General features: G+C 54.5%; 11 protein-coding genes. 4 read left to right on the plus strand and 7 right to left on the minus strand.

Annotated features, from left to right (window positions below; translation table 11 throughout):
• Positions 1-82: 82 nt before the first annotated feature.
• From lpdA to AB9F29_RS13375, 5 genes are all read right to left on the minus strand, one after another.
• Positions 83-1,474, minus strand: a complete 1,392-nt coding sequence (gene lpdA, locus AB9F29_RS13355; RefSeq protein ID WP_335584221.1) for a dihydrolipoyl dehydrogenase — start codon at positions 1,472-1,474, stop codon at positions 83-85.
• 119 nt (positions 1,475-1,593) lie between these two features.
• Entirely contained in the window at positions 1,594-2,166 is a 573-nt protein-coding gene (locus AB9F29_RS13360; protein ID WP_369756032.1) for a DUF924 family protein, read from the minus strand.
• A gap of 77 nt (positions 2,167-2,243) precedes the next feature.
• Positions 2,244-3,515, minus strand: a complete 1,272-nt coding sequence (locus AB9F29_RS13365) for an MFS transporter (protein ID WP_039002097.1) — start codon at positions 3,513-3,515, stop codon at positions 2,244-2,246.
• 122 nt (positions 3,516-3,637) lie between these two features.
• Positions 3,638-4,684: a tRNA preQ1(34) S-adenosylmethionine ribosyltransferase-isomerase QueA gene (gene queA, locus AB9F29_RS13370; RefSeq protein WP_369756033.1), complete on the minus strand. Its 1,047-nt coding sequence runs from the start codon at positions 4,682-4,684 to the stop codon at positions 3,638-3,640.
• Positions 4,685-4,757: 73 nt separating this feature from the next.
• Positions 4,758-7,973 carry a hypothetical protein gene (locus AB9F29_RS13375; RefSeq protein WP_369756034.1) on the minus strand — a complete coding sequence of 1,072 codons (3,216 nt, stop codon included), beginning with the start codon at positions 7,971-7,973 and terminating at the stop codon, positions 4,758-4,760.
• A gap of 179 nt (positions 7,974-8,152) precedes the next feature.
• Between AB9F29_RS13375 and AB9F29_RS13380 the strand changes: the two genes are divergently transcribed.
• From AB9F29_RS13380 to AB9F29_RS13395, 4 genes are all read left to right on the plus strand, one after another.
• The gene (locus tag AB9F29_RS13380) at positions 8,153-8,641 is read left to right on the plus strand and encodes a peroxiredoxin (RefSeq protein WP_369756035.1); all 489 of its coding nucleotides are present in this window, start codon (positions 8,153-8,155) and stop codon (positions 8,639-8,641) included.
• Positions 8,638-9,456 carry a ferritin-like domain-containing protein gene (locus AB9F29_RS13385; protein WP_369756036.1) on the plus strand — a complete coding sequence of 273 codons (819 nt, stop codon included), beginning with the start codon at positions 8,638-8,640 and terminating at the stop codon, positions 9,454-9,456. Before AB9F29_RS13380 ends, AB9F29_RS13385 begins: the two co-directional genes overlap by 4 nt.
• A gap of 173 nt (positions 9,457-9,629) precedes the next feature.
• A complete protein-coding gene (locus AB9F29_RS13390; protein ID WP_369756037.1) occupies positions 9,630-10,949 on the plus strand; it encodes a DUF5930 domain-containing protein in 1,320 nt (439 codons plus the stop codon).
• Positions 10,939-11,451 carry a polymer-forming cytoskeletal protein gene (locus AB9F29_RS13395; protein ID WP_039002093.1) on the plus strand — a complete coding sequence of 171 codons (513 nt, stop codon included), beginning with the start codon at positions 10,939-10,941 and terminating at the stop codon, positions 11,449-11,451. The genes AB9F29_RS13390 and AB9F29_RS13395 overlap by 11 nt, the downstream gene beginning before the upstream one ends.
• A 70-nt stretch (positions 11,452-11,521) precedes the next feature.
• Here the strand turns inward: AB9F29_RS13395 and prfB are convergent, their stop codons facing one another.
• Together prfB and AB9F29_RS13405 are read right to left on the minus strand one after the other, a co-directional pair.
• Complete coding sequence (gene prfB, locus AB9F29_RS13400) at positions 11,522-12,646, minus strand: peptide chain release factor 2 (RefSeq protein WP_369756038.1); 1,125 nt, start codon at positions 12,644-12,646, stop codon at positions 11,522-11,524.
• Positions 12,647-12,740: 94 nt separating this feature from the next.
• On the minus strand, positions 12,741-15,290 hold the full coding sequence (locus AB9F29_RS13405; protein ID WP_369756039.1) for a penicillin-binding protein 1A: 2,550 nt from the start codon (positions 15,288-15,290) through the stop codon (positions 12,741-12,743).
• Positions 15,291-15,343 lie beyond the last annotated feature (53 nt).

The raw sequence follows: 15,343 nt of genomic DNA on the forward strand, positions 1-15,343 counted from the left end.
AAAAACATAGGATTTGCACCACAAAGCTCAAAAGGCCGGAGGTAATCCCCCGGCCCTTTGTCTTTAAAATTTAAACCACTCGCTAGATATGGATGGCACGCCCATAGGCGGCGAGCACACTTTCGTGCATCATTTCGCTTAGGGTCGGATGCGGGAAGACCGTGTTCATCAATTCTTCTTCCGTGGTCTCAAGCGTGCGTCCAATGACATAGCCTTGGATCAGTTCCGTCACCTCGGCCCCAACCATATGCGCGCCCAGAAGTTCGCCCGTTTTCGCATCAAATACGGTTTTTACCAGCCCTTGCGCCTCGCCCAATGCGACCGCTTTACCGTTGCCAACAAATGGGAATTTGCCAACTTTGACGTCATAGCCAAGCTCTTTTGCCTTATCTTCGGTATAACCCACGCTGGCGACCTGTGGATGGCAATAGGTACAGCCCGCGATGCTCTCGGGTTTGATCGAATGCACTTTTTTGCCCGCGATCAATTCGGCAACCATAACGCCTTCGTGGCTCGCTTTATGCGCCAACCAAGGGGCGCCTGCGACATCGCCAATCGCGAACACGCCCTCGACGCCGGTACGGCAATATTCGTCGGTCACGATGTGGGTGCGATCAACTTTGATGCCCGCGTCTTCAAGGCCAAGGTTTTCAACATTGCCAACAATACCAACCGCAGAAATCACCGTATCAAACGTGTGCTTCTCGATCTTGCCACCCACTTCAATATGGGCGGTCACGGTGCCTTTTCCGCGATCAAGTTTTTTGACCATGGCTTTTTCCATGATGTTCATGCCCTGCTTTACGAATTGCTTTTTCGCAAAGGCCGAGATGTCTTTATCTTCAACGGGCAACACGCGATCCATCACTTCGACAACCGTAGTTTCCGCGCCCAACGTGTTGTAAAAGCTTGCAAACTCAATGCCGATCGCACCCGACCCAATGACCAAAAGCTTCTTGGGCATCCGCACCGGATCAAGGGCATGGCGGTAGGTCCAAACCAGATCGCCGTCGGCCTCTAAGCCTGGCAATTCACGCGCCCGCGCGCCTGTCGCAATGATAATATTTTTGGCGACCAATTCTTCGTTGCCCGCTTCGGTTTTCACGATGACTTTACCTTTGGAGAGCGTCGCTTCGCCCATCACAACGGTAATTTTGTTCTTTTTCATCAAGCCTTTAACGCCAGCAGCCATCTGGCCCGCCACGCCACGCGAGCGTTTAACGATTGCCTTAAGATCAAAGCCGATTTTCTCGGCGGACAGGCCATATTCCTTGGCCCGTTCCATTTGGTGGAAAATCTCGCTTGAGCGCAGCAAAGCTTTTGTCGGGATACAGCCCCAGTTCAGGCAAATCCCACCGAGATTTTCACGTTCAACAAGTCCCACATTGAGGCCAAGTTGCGCGGCACGGATTGCGGCGACATACCCACCCGGACCAGAGCCAATAACAACGATATCAAAAGACTTAGAAGACATGTGGGGTCACTCCGTTTTAAAATGTAGTTCAACGCTAAACTATTTTCCAAAACACATCAATACTCCCAACTCCGCGCCGTACAAACGCAGAGGGTTAACTGTATCAAAGCCCCGTCAAATCAAGCGCTTACCGCTTCCACAGCCGAGGAATAACCACCCTGCTCAAGGAAGATTGCTTCCTGTTTGAATTCTGGACGGTCCAACGCGAGGTTGCGGAATGGGAATCGGCCGAAGCGACGAATGACTTCACGATGTGCTTTTGCATGCAACAATTGTGTGCCACCCGTTTCGGGCATCCGTTCCGCCATCAACCGCACACAGCGGTCTTGATCAGTCAGGCATTCCGAATGCATCAGGGGCATATACATAAACTGGCGCGCGGGTTCGTTAATTTTCAAATCCCACTTGCGGTCAATCGCACGTTTTGCTGCTGCATGCGCGTACCGATCCGAGGCAAAAGCCTTTGCCGTTCCGCGAAACATATTGCGCGAAAACTGATCGGTTAGAATGACATAAGCCAAGGTGCCCGTCGGATAGGTAAGCCAAAGCCCAAGTCCGCCGTTCATCGCAGACTCCCAAGCTTCAAGGGCGAAATCACGAATGCTCACATCCAACTCATCGCCACCCGCATACCAGCCCTCTGGGCCAACGTCGTCAAGCCAAAAGGCCAGTACTTCTTCAGAGCTCAGCATGGTAAAACCTCCATTGCTTTGAACCAGTCCCCCGAGCCCCAAGCGTTGCAAACCTGTCTACATTACGCAAGCCAAAACTACGATACTGAGCGTTCAGCCTCTTCTTCTTCGCGCAATGCTGTCTCAATGAACACTTCTTGGGCTAATTCCACCGCAACGGGGCTTGCTGAGTAGAAAACCGGCGTGTAGTGGCCCGTGCCCTCCAAATGGGAACTCGGACGGCGCGTCATCCGCCAAGCTGCATATGCAGAAAGGCCTAACATCAGGACTGCGAGATAGGCAAAATACCCCGACGGGCCAATCGCCCCCATGATCCAACCCACGATAAGCGGACCAGAAATGGCCCCCACTCCGTTGACAAAAAGCAGCCCGCCAGAGGCAGCGGCCATGTCTTCGTGCTCCAAAAAGTCGTTGGTATAAGCGATCAGCAGCGCATAAAGCGGATTTGAAGTTCCCCCGATCAAAGCGCCCGCGATGGTCAATAGAACGAAGTTATCGCCGGAGAAATATCCGCAAACCGCCGCAGTTCCGCCCATAAAGGCAACGATCAAAATGAGTCGCCGACGATCCATTTTGTCGGAAACCCACCCAATGGGGTACTGCAAAACCAACGCCCCCACATAGACCGAAGCGACGAAAAACGAGATCTCTTTAATACTTAGACCGGCCTGAAAGCCCCAAACCGCTGACATCCCGAATTGTGCCGCAAAGACGCCGCCCAACAAAAACATGCCAACACAGCCAAGGGGGGAAATATTCCACAGAGCTAATAGGGACAAGGGCTTGGTTCGCTCAAAAGCTGGGGTTGGGCTAATTGACAAAAGGATGGGCGCAAACGAGATCGAAACAAGCACCGATGGGATCACAAAAAGGATGTACCCTGAAGGCTCCCCAAACGCGAGCAAGCCCTGCGCGGCGACAATCCCGAACATTTGCACCATCATATAAAGGCTCAACGCCTTGCCGCGATTTTCATTGCTGGCAGAATTATTGAGCCAGCTTTCCGCCGTCACATACACCCCCGAGAAACAGAAACCGATGACCACACGTCCGATGGTCCATGCCGCAGGATGTGGCACCGTTGGATACAGGATCAAAACCGCGGAAATAAACGAGCCCAAGGCCGCAAAAACCCGTACATGCCCAACCCGACGGATCATCCAAGGTGCCATTCTTGACCCGCCCAAGAACCCGAGGAAATAAGCAGACATGATAATCGACATCGAGAAGGTCGAGAAATTTTCCATCCCGCCACGCACGCCCAAAAGGGTGCCTTGAAGACCGTTGCCGACCATCAACAACATCATCCCCAAAAGCAGCGCCCAGCTACTACCCAAGACTTGAAACATGCGTTTCTCCTGTTCTAATCTCGGCTACATATATGTGCAGCCAATGAAGTTAGTGCGACAAAAACGACATTAGAGTGTCTAGAATGGCCGAACTATGAAGCATCCGTCTTCGTTGAGAAACGTCAGCGCCACAAGAGCGAACTGTCACCATAGGAGAAAAAGCGATACCCCTCGGCGATTGCATGCTCATAGATATCACGAATGGCTTCGGGGGTTAAAAACGCTGACACCAACATCATCAAAGTCGATTTCGGCAGGTGGAAATTCGTCATCAACCCATCCGCCACACGAAACTTGAATCCGGGCGTGATGAATATATCGGTCGGCCCCACCCAAGGCGCAAGTTCGCCCGCGCGTGCCGCGGTTTCGATCAATCGCAATGCCGTGGTGCCTACGGGAATAACCCGATGCCCCGCCGCCTTGGTGGCCGCAATTTCCGCCACCGCTTGCACTGTCACTTCGCCCCATTCCGCGTGCATTTTATGATCGGAAATATCGTCAACTTTCACGGGTAAAAACGTGCCTGCGCCAACGTGCAACGTCACATAGGTTACATCCACACCCTTTTTCGCCAGCGCCTCCAGCATCTCTGTCGTTAAATGCAGCGACGCAGTCGGCGCGGCAACAGCCCCCTTATGACGGGCAAAAACCGTTTGATAATCCACGTGATCCTGCGCATCGGCGGGGCGTTTCGCGGCAATATAGGGCGGCAAAGGCATCGCGCCAGCGGCCTCTAACGCCTCATCAAACGCGCTTCCTTCAAGGTTAAACGCCAAAATCGCCGCGCCATCTTCCTTGGCAATCAGGCGTGCCGAAAGTCCGTCCGTGAACACAACGGTCTCGTCTTCTTTGATCTTTCTCAACGGCTTAACCAGTGCCAACCAATTGCCATCACCGCGTGGTGCAAGCAGGGTCACGTCGATTTTTGCCTGCGTCAGCCCCTCGACCCCATCGCGCGCGCGCGTGCCAAACAAGCGTGCAGGAATTACCTTGGTATCATTCAAAACCAGACGGTCCCCTGCGCGAAATTGATCGAGCAAATCCGCGACATGCAAATCAGTAATACCCGTCCCTTGCGCCACCAAAAGGCGTGCAGCCTCGCGCGGCACCGCAGGGCGCACCGCAATGCGATCTTCGGGAAGGTCAAAATCAAAATCAGACAGTTTCATCACGATCCCCAGCTTTGGAATTGCGCGGTTTACTACCTTGATATCGGATTGCCCAGCAAAATCACGCGCCGACCTACTCAGCCTCAGGTGGCGGTCCGTTGAAAATATCGCGAAACATCCCCGGCGTCAGGATAGAGAACGGATTTACGCTGATTTTGGGCGCGGTTGCCGTCCCCGTCATTGCGAAATTGAAGCCAAAGAGCCCCTCGCCTTTTTGAGTGAAAATAGACCCAATCCCATTGAGCACATAGAGAGGACTTAACACGCCCTTCATGGCAATGCGTTGAGAGCCGAATTCATACGCCCCCGACAAAGAAATGCCCATTGAGGCGCCAACCGCGCTGCTTTTCATAAGGGTAAGCCGTTCTGGTGTCAGGACAAATTCCGCGACAACCTCATTGAACAGCAGTCCGGAGTCCTCCAACTGGTCCAGCAACCCAACAACACTGATCGCCCCAAGCAGCGACGCCATCCCCGGTGCATTCCGGATGCGCAAATCATTCGCAACAAGGCGGCCCGAATAATGCCCCGCAGGCCCGCGCGGAGCCAAAACCAAATCCATCGCCCCCGAATGCCCATTTTTATAAAGGCCCGCCGCGCGCAATACCGCCCCCGCATCCGAGGAGCGCATCCGAATGGCCGTTCCGCTTCCAGACGGTGCAAGCGTCCCCGAAACCGCCGCCTGACCATTCACCAAACCCGTGTATTTCCCCGTGATTCCCGATCCGGTCGAAAAATCGCCCTTAAAATCGGTCAACGAAAGGGTGTTCGACAAAACCAGACGATCAAGTCGCAGCGTCAACGGCGTCGCCGCCCCACCACTCCCGCCGCCACTTCCCGAGGGAAGCTTGAAGCTACGTAGATCAACGGTCCCGTTTACAACGCTAATTTCGGGCTTTCGCCCAGCCCCGCGCCCAACAACGTTAACTCCGACATCCAACCCTTTTCCAAGGCGCACCTTATCAAACCGCGCGCTTTTCAACCCGCCATTCGGCGACATTTCGATCTTGCCCCTCGCCGTCAGGCCACTGGCCGTAAGCTCAAGGGACTCAACCTGTGCGGGGCTGCCCAGCACGCCAGAAACCGCAAGTGTCCCCGTTGAATTCTTGGGATTACTCCAGCCAATTTCGGGCAAACTGATCCCCAAGCGATTTAAATCAGAGGTCATAGAAAAGCGCGGCGGCGTGTCTTTTTGCATGTCGATTTCAATCTGCGCAATCCCCGCCCCCGAGAGCATGTTCCTCGGCAAGCCAAGGCCAAACGCGCGCACAAATTCCTGCGAAATTTCGATGTCTCCGGTAACCTTGGAGTTCCCTTTATGCTCAGGGCCAAAAAGCTGCTCCCACACCACATTAAAGGCAACTTTGTCGGTTTCCGTCCCAATCCGTCCCGGCCCCGAAATGCGAAGCGACTCTGGCGTCACGTGCAAATCCAACTGCTCTGACGTCAATATTTTCGACGGTACAATACGGGTCGACGTCACATCAAGCAGCTTGCCCGTCACATCATAAGTCACGTCTTTGAGCTGCACTTTCTTGACGATATCAAAGCTGAACTTCGCCAAGATATCCGCCGTTCCTTGCGCGATTTCAACGTTCTGGCCGGATTTACTCACAAAGCGAAACGGCTCCAGATCCAACAGCGACAGCGCCGTCGAAATCTCTCCGCGGGCCAGCATTTCAATTTCCATCGGCGCGGGGCGCAGGGTCACGTCAGGCATCGAAATGACCGTGCCCGCCACATCAAGACTTCCCGCATTGGGCACCAAAACATGCCCCTCGTTGACGGCAATCGTCATCGTCTTGCCGGTCAGTGAGACATAACCATTCCCGCCTTTTACGGGCGGAAAGGTTTTCAAATAACGCACAGTGGCGTCGGAAAACTCATAGCCAAGCGATGCGCGAAGCTGCTCTCCCGGCGTTTTACGAATGGCCGCGACCACGTTGTAAATCAGTCCCCCCGTGACGTTTTCCATGAGCCATTTCCGCGTGCGCGGCGCGACCTTAACGGGCCAAAGCGCCAATAGGCTGTCGTGATCGATCGTATTCAGACGCGTGTTTACCCGCACGTCCCAGTCGCCTTCGGGAGCTGAAATCTCGCCATCAAACAGGAATTTCCGCGCGTCTGTGGTCAGGGAAAGCTGTCCAATGGTTGCGACAAACGGATCAAGTTTTAGGCGGAAATCAAGCGCGCCACCGTCAAAAACCGCAGGTTCCGGCATCAGATTTCCCGGATTGGCGACCACTTTTGAAAACTGCAATTGCGTAACCATCGCGCCTGGTCGCGCGCCGTCCCAATCCTGCAAATAGGAAAACCCCTCGGCCAAAACTTCCCCCGCATCACTCTTCGCTTGCAAGAGATCAAAACTGATTTTGGCCCGCTTTGGGTCATAGGAGAAGTATGCTTTTGCCTCGCTAAAGGGGATGGGATGCGCGGTCGGAGTTGGCTGTAATGCGCCCGCGCCAATTTCCAAAGTGCCGTTCAAATCACCAAGCGAACCATCATCCAAAAGTTCCGTCCGCAACGCTCCAGAAATCGGCGCTTCCAAAACGCCAAGCCACGACAGCGCAGGCGATTGCAACGCCACATCGCGCGCCCGCACGTTTTGAACATTGATCATCGCTTGGGCAGCCAAACCAGATTTGGGCGCAGAAAGCGAGAATGCCATCGTTGCAGGCGCGCTATTTTCGCGCGCAATCGCTAGGCTGGAAATGATGTCAATTTGCCCGCCTGCAAGGTTCATAACCAGCGCGGCTTCGCTCACATTCCACGTTCTACCGCTAAAATCATCCACCAATTCAAAGTCGAAATCCTTGACCGAAACATCTTCCACTTCTGACAAAAATGGAAATTCAAACAAAGACTTAAGCTCGCGAATGACGTCCTTAAAATCGCCCGATGCGGCAAAGGCATTCTCGCCCCCAAACTGAAGGTTGAACGCGCCATTGCGGTCCCGTCGCAAAACAACCTTCGCCCCAGAAAGCGCGACGCGGCGCGGGAGCAACTCGGGCGAAAACATCGGCGACTCGGCAAAAACCGCGTGCACGCGATCAACTTGCGCCATCGGACGGCCGTCCTCTGTGAGGTAGACCACATCGGTAAAAACAATATCGGGCGCCAACCCGTCCAGCAGTTCCACACGGACGCCGCCCACCGCCACAACCCCTTGAATAACATTCGCATTCAGACGGGTTTCAAGCTGTTCGATCATCCAAACGGGGGCGTTTATCCCGCGCTTCAACGCCCAAAATGTCAGCCCAAACGTCATAGCGACGGCAGCAAAGATCATCAGGAGCGTGGCCAACCCGATTTTGTGATGCTTTTTAAGGGGACGTCGTTGTTTCGTTTCTTTGATCGCACTACCCTCATGTGGCGGCAATTAACCAAGGTTAACGCCCGCTCGTTTCACGAATTTTACCTTGCCGCAAAACAGGTTACAACAGGGACGATTCCCTTTGGAGACAAGAAATGCAAAATAGCCCCCTCGCAATGACCAACGCCCCTGACTTCACGAAACCCTTCGTTTCCGCAACCCAGCAAGGCGAAGTCACCCTATCAGAACTGCGCCCAAGCCCTGTTGTTCTATTCTTCTATCCCCGCGATAGTACCGCAGGATGCACCATAGAAGCCATTGATTTCACGTCGCTTCTCCCTCAATTTGAGGCCGCGGGTGTACAGGTATTCGGCGTTTCCGCAGACAGCCTAAAAAAGCATGAAAACTTTATCTCCAAACAATCGCTCTCTGTTCCTTTGATCTGTGATGAAGACACGCAGATGTGCCAAGATTATGGCGTTTGGCGCGAAAAATCCATGTATGGTAAGGTGTTCTGGGGCATTGAGCGCAGCACCTTCTTAATTTCAGGTACTGGAAAAATTCTACGCGAATGGCGCAAAGTTAAGGTGCCGGACCACGCGCAAGAGGTTTTGGACGCCGTGTTAACCGAGGTTAACGGATGAGCAAAACTCTCGCTGAAATGGCCACCGACGTTCTAAGCACCGCCGATGGGCGCGCAAAAACCGCGCTGTCCCGCCGCTATGCTGCCGAATGGGCTGCGGCGCGCCTTGCGGGAAATGCGCCTGAAACCGGCACCGCAAATCCCCCCATGCACCCTGCGCGCCCGAGCGAACCTGCGCTTCTTAATCCCCGCGATGTGCCACGGCGCAAGCCCGGAACCCCCGAGGGGCGGATCGCGATTCTACATGCGGTTGCCCATATCGAACTCAACGCCGTCGATCTTCATTGGGACCTGCTGGCCCGCTTTGGCCACGTTGAAATGCCCGATGGATACTACGATGATTGGGTCAAGGCCGCAGACGAAGAATCTAAACATTTCAACCTGATGGCCGACTGTCTTGAAGCGCACGGAAGCCACTATGGCGCCCTGCCTGCCCACGCTGGCATGTGGCAAGCCGCCGAGGATACCGCGGAGGATTTGATGGGCCGTCTGGCCGTTGTGCCCATGGTGTTGGAGGCCCGTGGCCTTGATGTCACGCCCGGCATGATCAAAATATTCAAACAGGCCAAAGACACGCAAACCATTGAGGCGCTAGAAGTTATCTATGGCGAAGAAGTTGGCCATGTGGCCTACGGCAGCAAATGGTTTCACTTCCTCTGCGGGCGCCACAACCTCGACCCGAAACCAGTCTTCCATACCCTCGTGCGCAAATACTTCCATTCGACCCTACGTCCCCCATTTAACGAAGAAAAACGGGCCGAAGCGGGTATTCCACCGGATTTCTATTGGCCGTTAACAGAGATTAACGACGCTTAAATCTAGGCATTGGCGCCCACAAAATAGGCGAAATTTCGCCGTTTTTTCAGTCTTCTAAACCAGATATAGCAAAAAATCTTGATCCAGAGGGTACGAACAGTTAACCCACTCAGGTGACGCCGATTTGGGGAAAATGACACGTCACACTTATGGGGCAGTTACAGGATTTCGTTTTGCGAGCACGTCTATCATCCAAGATTAATTCAGCATTTGAAAAAAGGCTTCCCGAACGGCGGCTTTTCCTAAAATCTGACACTGAAACACGGTTTGTCCGGCTCTCGCCAACGACCCAAGCTGTGGCCCTTCTTGGGTCGGCGAGTGTGATCGCCTGGACGATCATCGCGTCCTCAGTTCTCTTTATGAATAGTATCGGCTCTGGGTCGGTTCGCGACCAAGCTGATCGTGAACAGTACCTCTATGAGGCCCGCCTCAATGCCCTTTCCCAAGAACGCGACAGCCGCACCCAAGACGCCCTTGATGCGCAAAACCGTTTTAGCGCGGCGCTCGATCAGATCTCCACAATGCAGTCGGAACTCCTCGCTCTTGAGGACCGCCGTCTTGAGCTTGAAACCGGTGTTGATGTCATTCAAACGACCCTGCGCACCGCGATCCATGAACGCGATAACGCGCGTCGTGAGACCGAAGACTTAAACCTTAAGTTGGCCGAAGGCGAGGCGTTTACCCCCTCCGAAGGCGCGCTTGAAGACATCACAGGCACCGTCGATTTCTTAACCGCCGCCCTTGATGATGCCGCAGATGAGCGCGACGAGATCGTGGTGTCCGCATCCACGGCGCAGGCAACCATCGAGGATTTGGAATTCGAAGCCCTCCTGACCCAACAGCGTAATGACAAAATTTTCAGCCAGCTTGAAGATGCCGTTTCTGTGTCGCTTGCGCCAATGGACAAAATGTTTCGCGACGCGGGCCTGTCTCCTGATCGCATGATTGATCAAATTCGCTCCGGCTATACTGGGCAAGGCGGGCCACTAACGCCCCTCACTTTCTCGACCAAAGGCGAACGTCCCGACGCGGACAGCCTGCGCGCCAATACGATTTTGCGCTCCATGGACGACATCAATATCTACCGGATCGCCGCCACAAAAGCCCCCTTCGCCCTGCCCCTCAAATCGGCGTTCCGGTTTACCTCCGGTTTTGGCCCACGTTGGGGTCGCATGCATAACGGCACCGATTTCGCCGCTTCCTATGGCACACCGATCTATACCACCGGCGATGGTGTGGTGATTTCCGCAGGCTGGCTCTCGGGCTTTGGCAAATTGGTCAAGGTCCAACACGAGTTTGGCATCGTCACCTACTACGCCCATATGTCCAAAATCAACGTTTCTAAGGGCCAAAGGGTCTCGCGCGGCGACCAATTAGGTGCTATGGGGAGTACAGGACGGTCGACCGGAACGCATCTTCATTACGAAGTACACGTTGGCGGAAAGCCTGTTAACCCGATGAAATTTATCAAGGCAGCAAGTGATGTTTTCTAAAAGCAGAATCAATGATCCGGCCCCAAAAAAAGCTGGTGAACCCGAAACTTTAAATCTGGATGCTTCCACTCAGAAGCCAACAGGCGAATTCAAGCCATCTGCCCCAAAACCAAAGCCGCCTGCGTCTGTTCTGTCGTCTGACCTCACAATCACAGGCAATCTGCGCACCACAGGCGATATCCAAATCGAAGGCGTCATTGATGGCGACATTCGTGCTCATTTGCTGACCGTTGGCGAAGGGGCCACCGTGCGCGGCGAAGTTGTTGCGGATGACGTTGTGGTTAATGGCCGCGTTGTTGGCCGTGTGCGTGGCTTGAAAGTCCGCCTTACCTCCACGGCGCGCGTTGAAGGCGACATCATTCACAAAACCATCGCCATCGAAAGCGGCGCGCATTTTGAAGGCTCCGTTCAACGTCAGGACGATCCTTTGTCAACAGGCTCAGCGCAAAAAGCGATTGCGGCTCCAACAACCCCCGCTATTCCAGCCGCTAAACCTGCTTAAGCCACAAAACTTCCAAACAACAAAGGCCGCCTGATTGGGCGGCCTTTTACATATCTAATGGCCGAAAAGCCTAGTCGCCCTGTGCCTCTGAACGCGATTTTCCCGCCACATTCAACGCCAAGGTTGCGGCCATAAACCCGTCCAAATCGCCGTCCAAAACACCCTTGGTGTCGCTGGTCTCATAATTCGTGCGCAGGTCTTTGACCATCTGATACGGCTGCAATACATAGCTGCGGATTTGATTGCCCCAGCCCGCGTCGCCCGCACTTTCATGCGCTTCGTTCACCAGCGCGCTGCGCTTATCCAACTCCATTTGATACAGCCGCGATTTCAACGCCTTCATCGCGATTTCACGGTTCTGGTGTTGGGATTTCTCCGAGCTCGTCACCACAATCCCCGTGGGCGCGTGGGTGATCCGAACGGCGGAGTCCGTCGTATTAACGTGCTGCCCGCCTGCCCCTGACGAGCGATAAGTATCAATGCGAATATCGGCAGGGTTTACCTCAATCTCGATGTTGTCATCCACCACGGGATAAACCTTGATCGAGGTAAACGACGTGTGCCGTTTGGCAGCACTATCAAACGGCGAAATCCGCACCAACCGATGCACGCCGCTTTCGGACTTCAGCCAGCCATAAGCATTCACGCCGGTGATCTTATAGGCCGCGGATTTAATGCCCGCTTCCTCGCCTGCCGTCTCACTTTGCAGCTCAACCTTGTAGCCCTTCTTCTCGGCCCAACGCACATACATCCGCGCCAACATATTGGCCCAATCACAGCTCTCGGTGCCGCCTGCGCCAGAGTTGATCTCAAGGAAGGTATCGTTGCCATCGGCCTCGCCATCCAAGAGCGCTTCAAGCTCCTTCTGGGCGGCCACTTTCTCAAGCGCGAACAAGCCGTCTTCGGCCTCCTTCACGACCTCCAAGTCCTCTTCCGCCTCGCCCATTTCGATCAACTCGATACCGTCCGACAACTCCTGTTTTATGCCGTCAAACGTCGCCAAAGCGTCGATCAACATCTGACGATCCCGCATCAGTTTTTGCGCCGCAGCGGGATCGTTCCAAAGTTCGGGGTCCTCGGTGCGTGCGTTAAATTCCTCCAACCGATGCGCGGATGTTTCCCATCCCAACCGTTGTTTCAACAGGTCAAGAGATTTTTCGATCGCAGCAACAGAGTTTTGGACTTCGGCCCGCATGATGCATCCTTTGGATGAGAGGTTTTGTGGGTGGTGGTATCAAACGGCGCGCGGTGAAACAAGGGCGCTTGCTCCGCCTGCCCCTGCGCGTGTGTTAATACTCGCCGCCGCTTGAAATGGTTCCAAAGGTGGCTTTTTTCCCGAAAGTAACCGTATCGCCCGTCGAGGTGGTGGTGGTGGTGGTTTGCTCGTCTTGCCCAACGTCGTCAAACATCGGCAAGTCGCTGCCCATGGCAAATCCGCCGTCAAACGCCACACCAAACAACGGCTCTTCGCCGTCGCGGAAATACTCAGCAACCACATTTGCGCCAGAAGCAGAGTTGTCCAAACGCGCGCCAGAGTAGCGATCGATTTTGATAAAGTGGCCGCCCGGTGGGACTTTAAACTTCCCGCCGCCATATTTTTCAGTGGCTTTTTTCATGAACTGGGTGAACACGGGGCCACATAATGTGCCGCCATATCCGTTCGGCGCCAAGCTGCGCGGACGGTCATATCCGATGTAACATCCCGCCACGATATTGCTGGTGAACCCAATAAACCAAGCGTCCTTGCTGTCGTTGGTTGTGCCGGTTTTACCCGCCACTGGCACGTCCAAAGTCACCCGCCCCGCCGCCGTTCCGCGCTGCACCACGCCCTGCATCATCGAGGTCAACTGATAGGCGGTAATCGGGTCCATGACGCGCTCGCGCCCGGAGCTAATCACTGGCGCCAATCCTGGCTCTAGACTGGCAACACGACAATCACTACAGGTCCGCTGATCGTGGCGATAAACCGTGTTGCCCCAGCGGTCCTGCACGCGGTCAACCAGCGTCGGCTCTACCCGTTCGCCGCCATTGGCAAACATCGCATAGGCCGCAACCATCTTGAAAAGCGTCGTTTCCTCAGCCCCCAAAGAGTTTGCCAAAAACGCGTTCATGTGGTCATAAACCCCGAACCGTTCCGCATAGGCGGCGACGGTTTCCATGCCGATTTCCTGCGCCAAACGCACGGTCATCAGGTTCCGCGATTGCTCAATCCCCGTACGCAACGGCGCGGGACCATAAAACTTATTGCTCGAGTTTTTCGGGGCCCAAATACCCGCACCCGTATTCACTACAATCGGCGCGTCGATCACAATCGTTGCGGGCGAATAGCCACTATCAAGCGCCGCCGCATAGACAAATGGTTTGAACGAAGACCCCGGTTGGCGATCGGCTTGGGTGGCGCGATTGAACACCGAATCCTGATAGGAAAACCCTCCCTGCATTGCAATAACGCGCCCTGTGTTCACGTCCATCGCCATGAAGCCGCCCTGCACTTGCGGGATTTGGCGCAGGGTCCAGCGGATGAAACTCCCGTCGCTGTCTTTGGTCATCGCGCGCACATAAACCACGTCGCCCACATCCAACAAATCGGACGCTTTGCTCGCGTTTCTGGCGCGCGCATTGCCCTCAAGCAGGGGCCGCGCCCATTTCACATCCTCGGCAGGAATCCAGTGCCCGTCGGCATCATCCTCAACGCCTTCGATCCCGATCCGCGCCGACGTGTCTCCAAGTTCCAAAACAACCGCGACATGCCAGCCTTCGATATCACGGGCCGTCTTTAAGTCGGCAAGCGCCGTGCGCCAAGTCGCGTCGTCAACCAAGGCCTCCGCGGGAAGCGTTTTCCCCGTCCCGCGCCAAATTCCGCGCGAGCGGTCAAAGGCCTCAAGCCCGTTTTGCAACGCCAACGCTGCCTCGACTTGCAATTCTTGATCCACGGTCGCCCGAACGGTCAACCCGCCCGAGAAAAACTCGTCTTCGCCAAAATCACGGCTCAATTGGCGGCGAATTTCATCCGAGAAATAGTCCCGCTCTGGCAAGGTAGATTTGAAGCTGTCAAAATCGCCGCTTTGCACCGTGCGCAAAGGTTGGGACACGGCAATTTCATACTCGGCGTCATCTAAATACCCGTTTTCATGCATTTCTTTCAAAACATAGTCGCGCCGGATCATTGCCCGATCAAGCTGGCGAACGGGGTGATAATCCGAAGGTGCCTTTGGCAGAACCGCCAAATAGGCCGCCTCTTCGGGGTCAAGCTCGGACAAGTTTTTGTTGAAATAAGTCTGTGCCGCCGCCGCAACGCCATAGCTGTTTTGACCCAAGAAAATTTCGTTCAGATAGATTTCTAGAATATGATCACGATCCAGTGATTTGACCATGCGATTGGCCAAAATGATCTCCTGAATTTTACGTTCGGCCCGACGGCCCCCATCCAAAAAGCTGATTTTGGCAACTTGCTGGGGAATCGTTGACGCCCCGCGCACGTTCGCGCCCTTAGATTCAATGGCCTCAACAATCACGGCGGCAATCCCGCGCACGTCATAGCCACGGTGGGTGTAAAAGTTTTTATCCTCGGCCGACACAAACGCCGCTTTCACCACATCGGGAATCTCTTCGATTGGCGCATAAATCCGGCGTTCTTTGGCGAATTCGTCCATAATGCGCCCCGAACCCGCATAGACGCGGCTGATCGTTGCGGGGCGGTAAACGCTCAACGTTTCATGGTCAGGCAAGTCCTGAGAGAACAACAGAAACAACCCGCCGATCAAAAACGCGCCCATAAATAGAGCATTCAAGACGAATGCAAAAAGCCCGCCAAAAAGGGAAAAAACTGCCCGGATCATTCTGTGCCACCTCTTAGTTCACTCAACTCTATATAGGGCGCGCAGAGGAGGGT

Origin of the sequence: Falsihalocynthiibacter sp. S25ZX9 (assembly GCF_041205405.1) — a bacterium.
In the GTDB taxonomy this organism is placed as follows: Bacteria; Pseudomonadota; Alphaproteobacteria; order Rhodobacterales; family Rhodobacteraceae; genus Falsihalocynthiibacter; species Falsihalocynthiibacter arcticus.

What these genes read in the sequence shown, in the direction of transcription:
- lpdA (WP_335584221.1), bottom strand. Translation starts at nt 1,474, where the DNA reads ATGTCTTCTAAGTCTTTTGATATCGTTGTTATTGGCTCTGGTCCGGGT.
- AB9F29_RS13360 (WP_369756032.1), bottom strand. Translation starts at nt 2,166, where the DNA reads ATGCTGAGCTCTGAAGAAGTACTGGCCTTTTGGCTTGACGACGTTGGC.
- AB9F29_RS13365 (WP_039002097.1), bottom strand. Translation starts at nt 3,515, where the DNA reads ATGTTTCAAGTCTTGGGTAGTAGCTGGGCGCTGCTTTTGGGGATGATG.
- queA (WP_369756033.1), bottom strand. Translation starts at nt 4,684, where the DNA reads ATGAAACTGTCTGATTTTGATTTTGACCTTCCCGAAGATCGCATTGCG.
- AB9F29_RS13375 (WP_369756034.1), bottom strand. Translation starts at nt 7,973, where the DNA reads ATGATCTTTGCTGCCGTCGCTATGACGTTTGGGCTGACATTTTGGGCG.
- AB9F29_RS13380 (WP_369756035.1), top strand. Translation starts at nt 8,153, where the DNA reads ATGCAAAATAGCCCCCTCGCAATGACCAACGCCCCTGACTTCACGAAA.
- AB9F29_RS13385 (WP_369756036.1), top strand. Translation starts at nt 8,638, where the DNA reads ATGAGCAAAACTCTCGCTGAAATGGCCACCGACGTTCTAAGCACCGCC.
- AB9F29_RS13395 (WP_039002093.1), top strand. Translation starts at nt 10,939, where the DNA reads ATGTTTTCTAAAAGCAGAATCAATGATCCGGCCCCAAAAAAAGCTGGT.
- prfB (WP_369756038.1), bottom strand. Translation starts at nt 12,646, where the DNA reads ATGCGGGCCGAAGTCCAAAACTCTGTTGCTGCGATCGAAAAATCTCTT.
- AB9F29_RS13405 (WP_369756039.1), bottom strand. Translation starts at nt 15,290, where the DNA reads ATGATCCGGGCAGTTTTTTCCCTTTTTGGCGGGCTTTTTGCATTCGTC.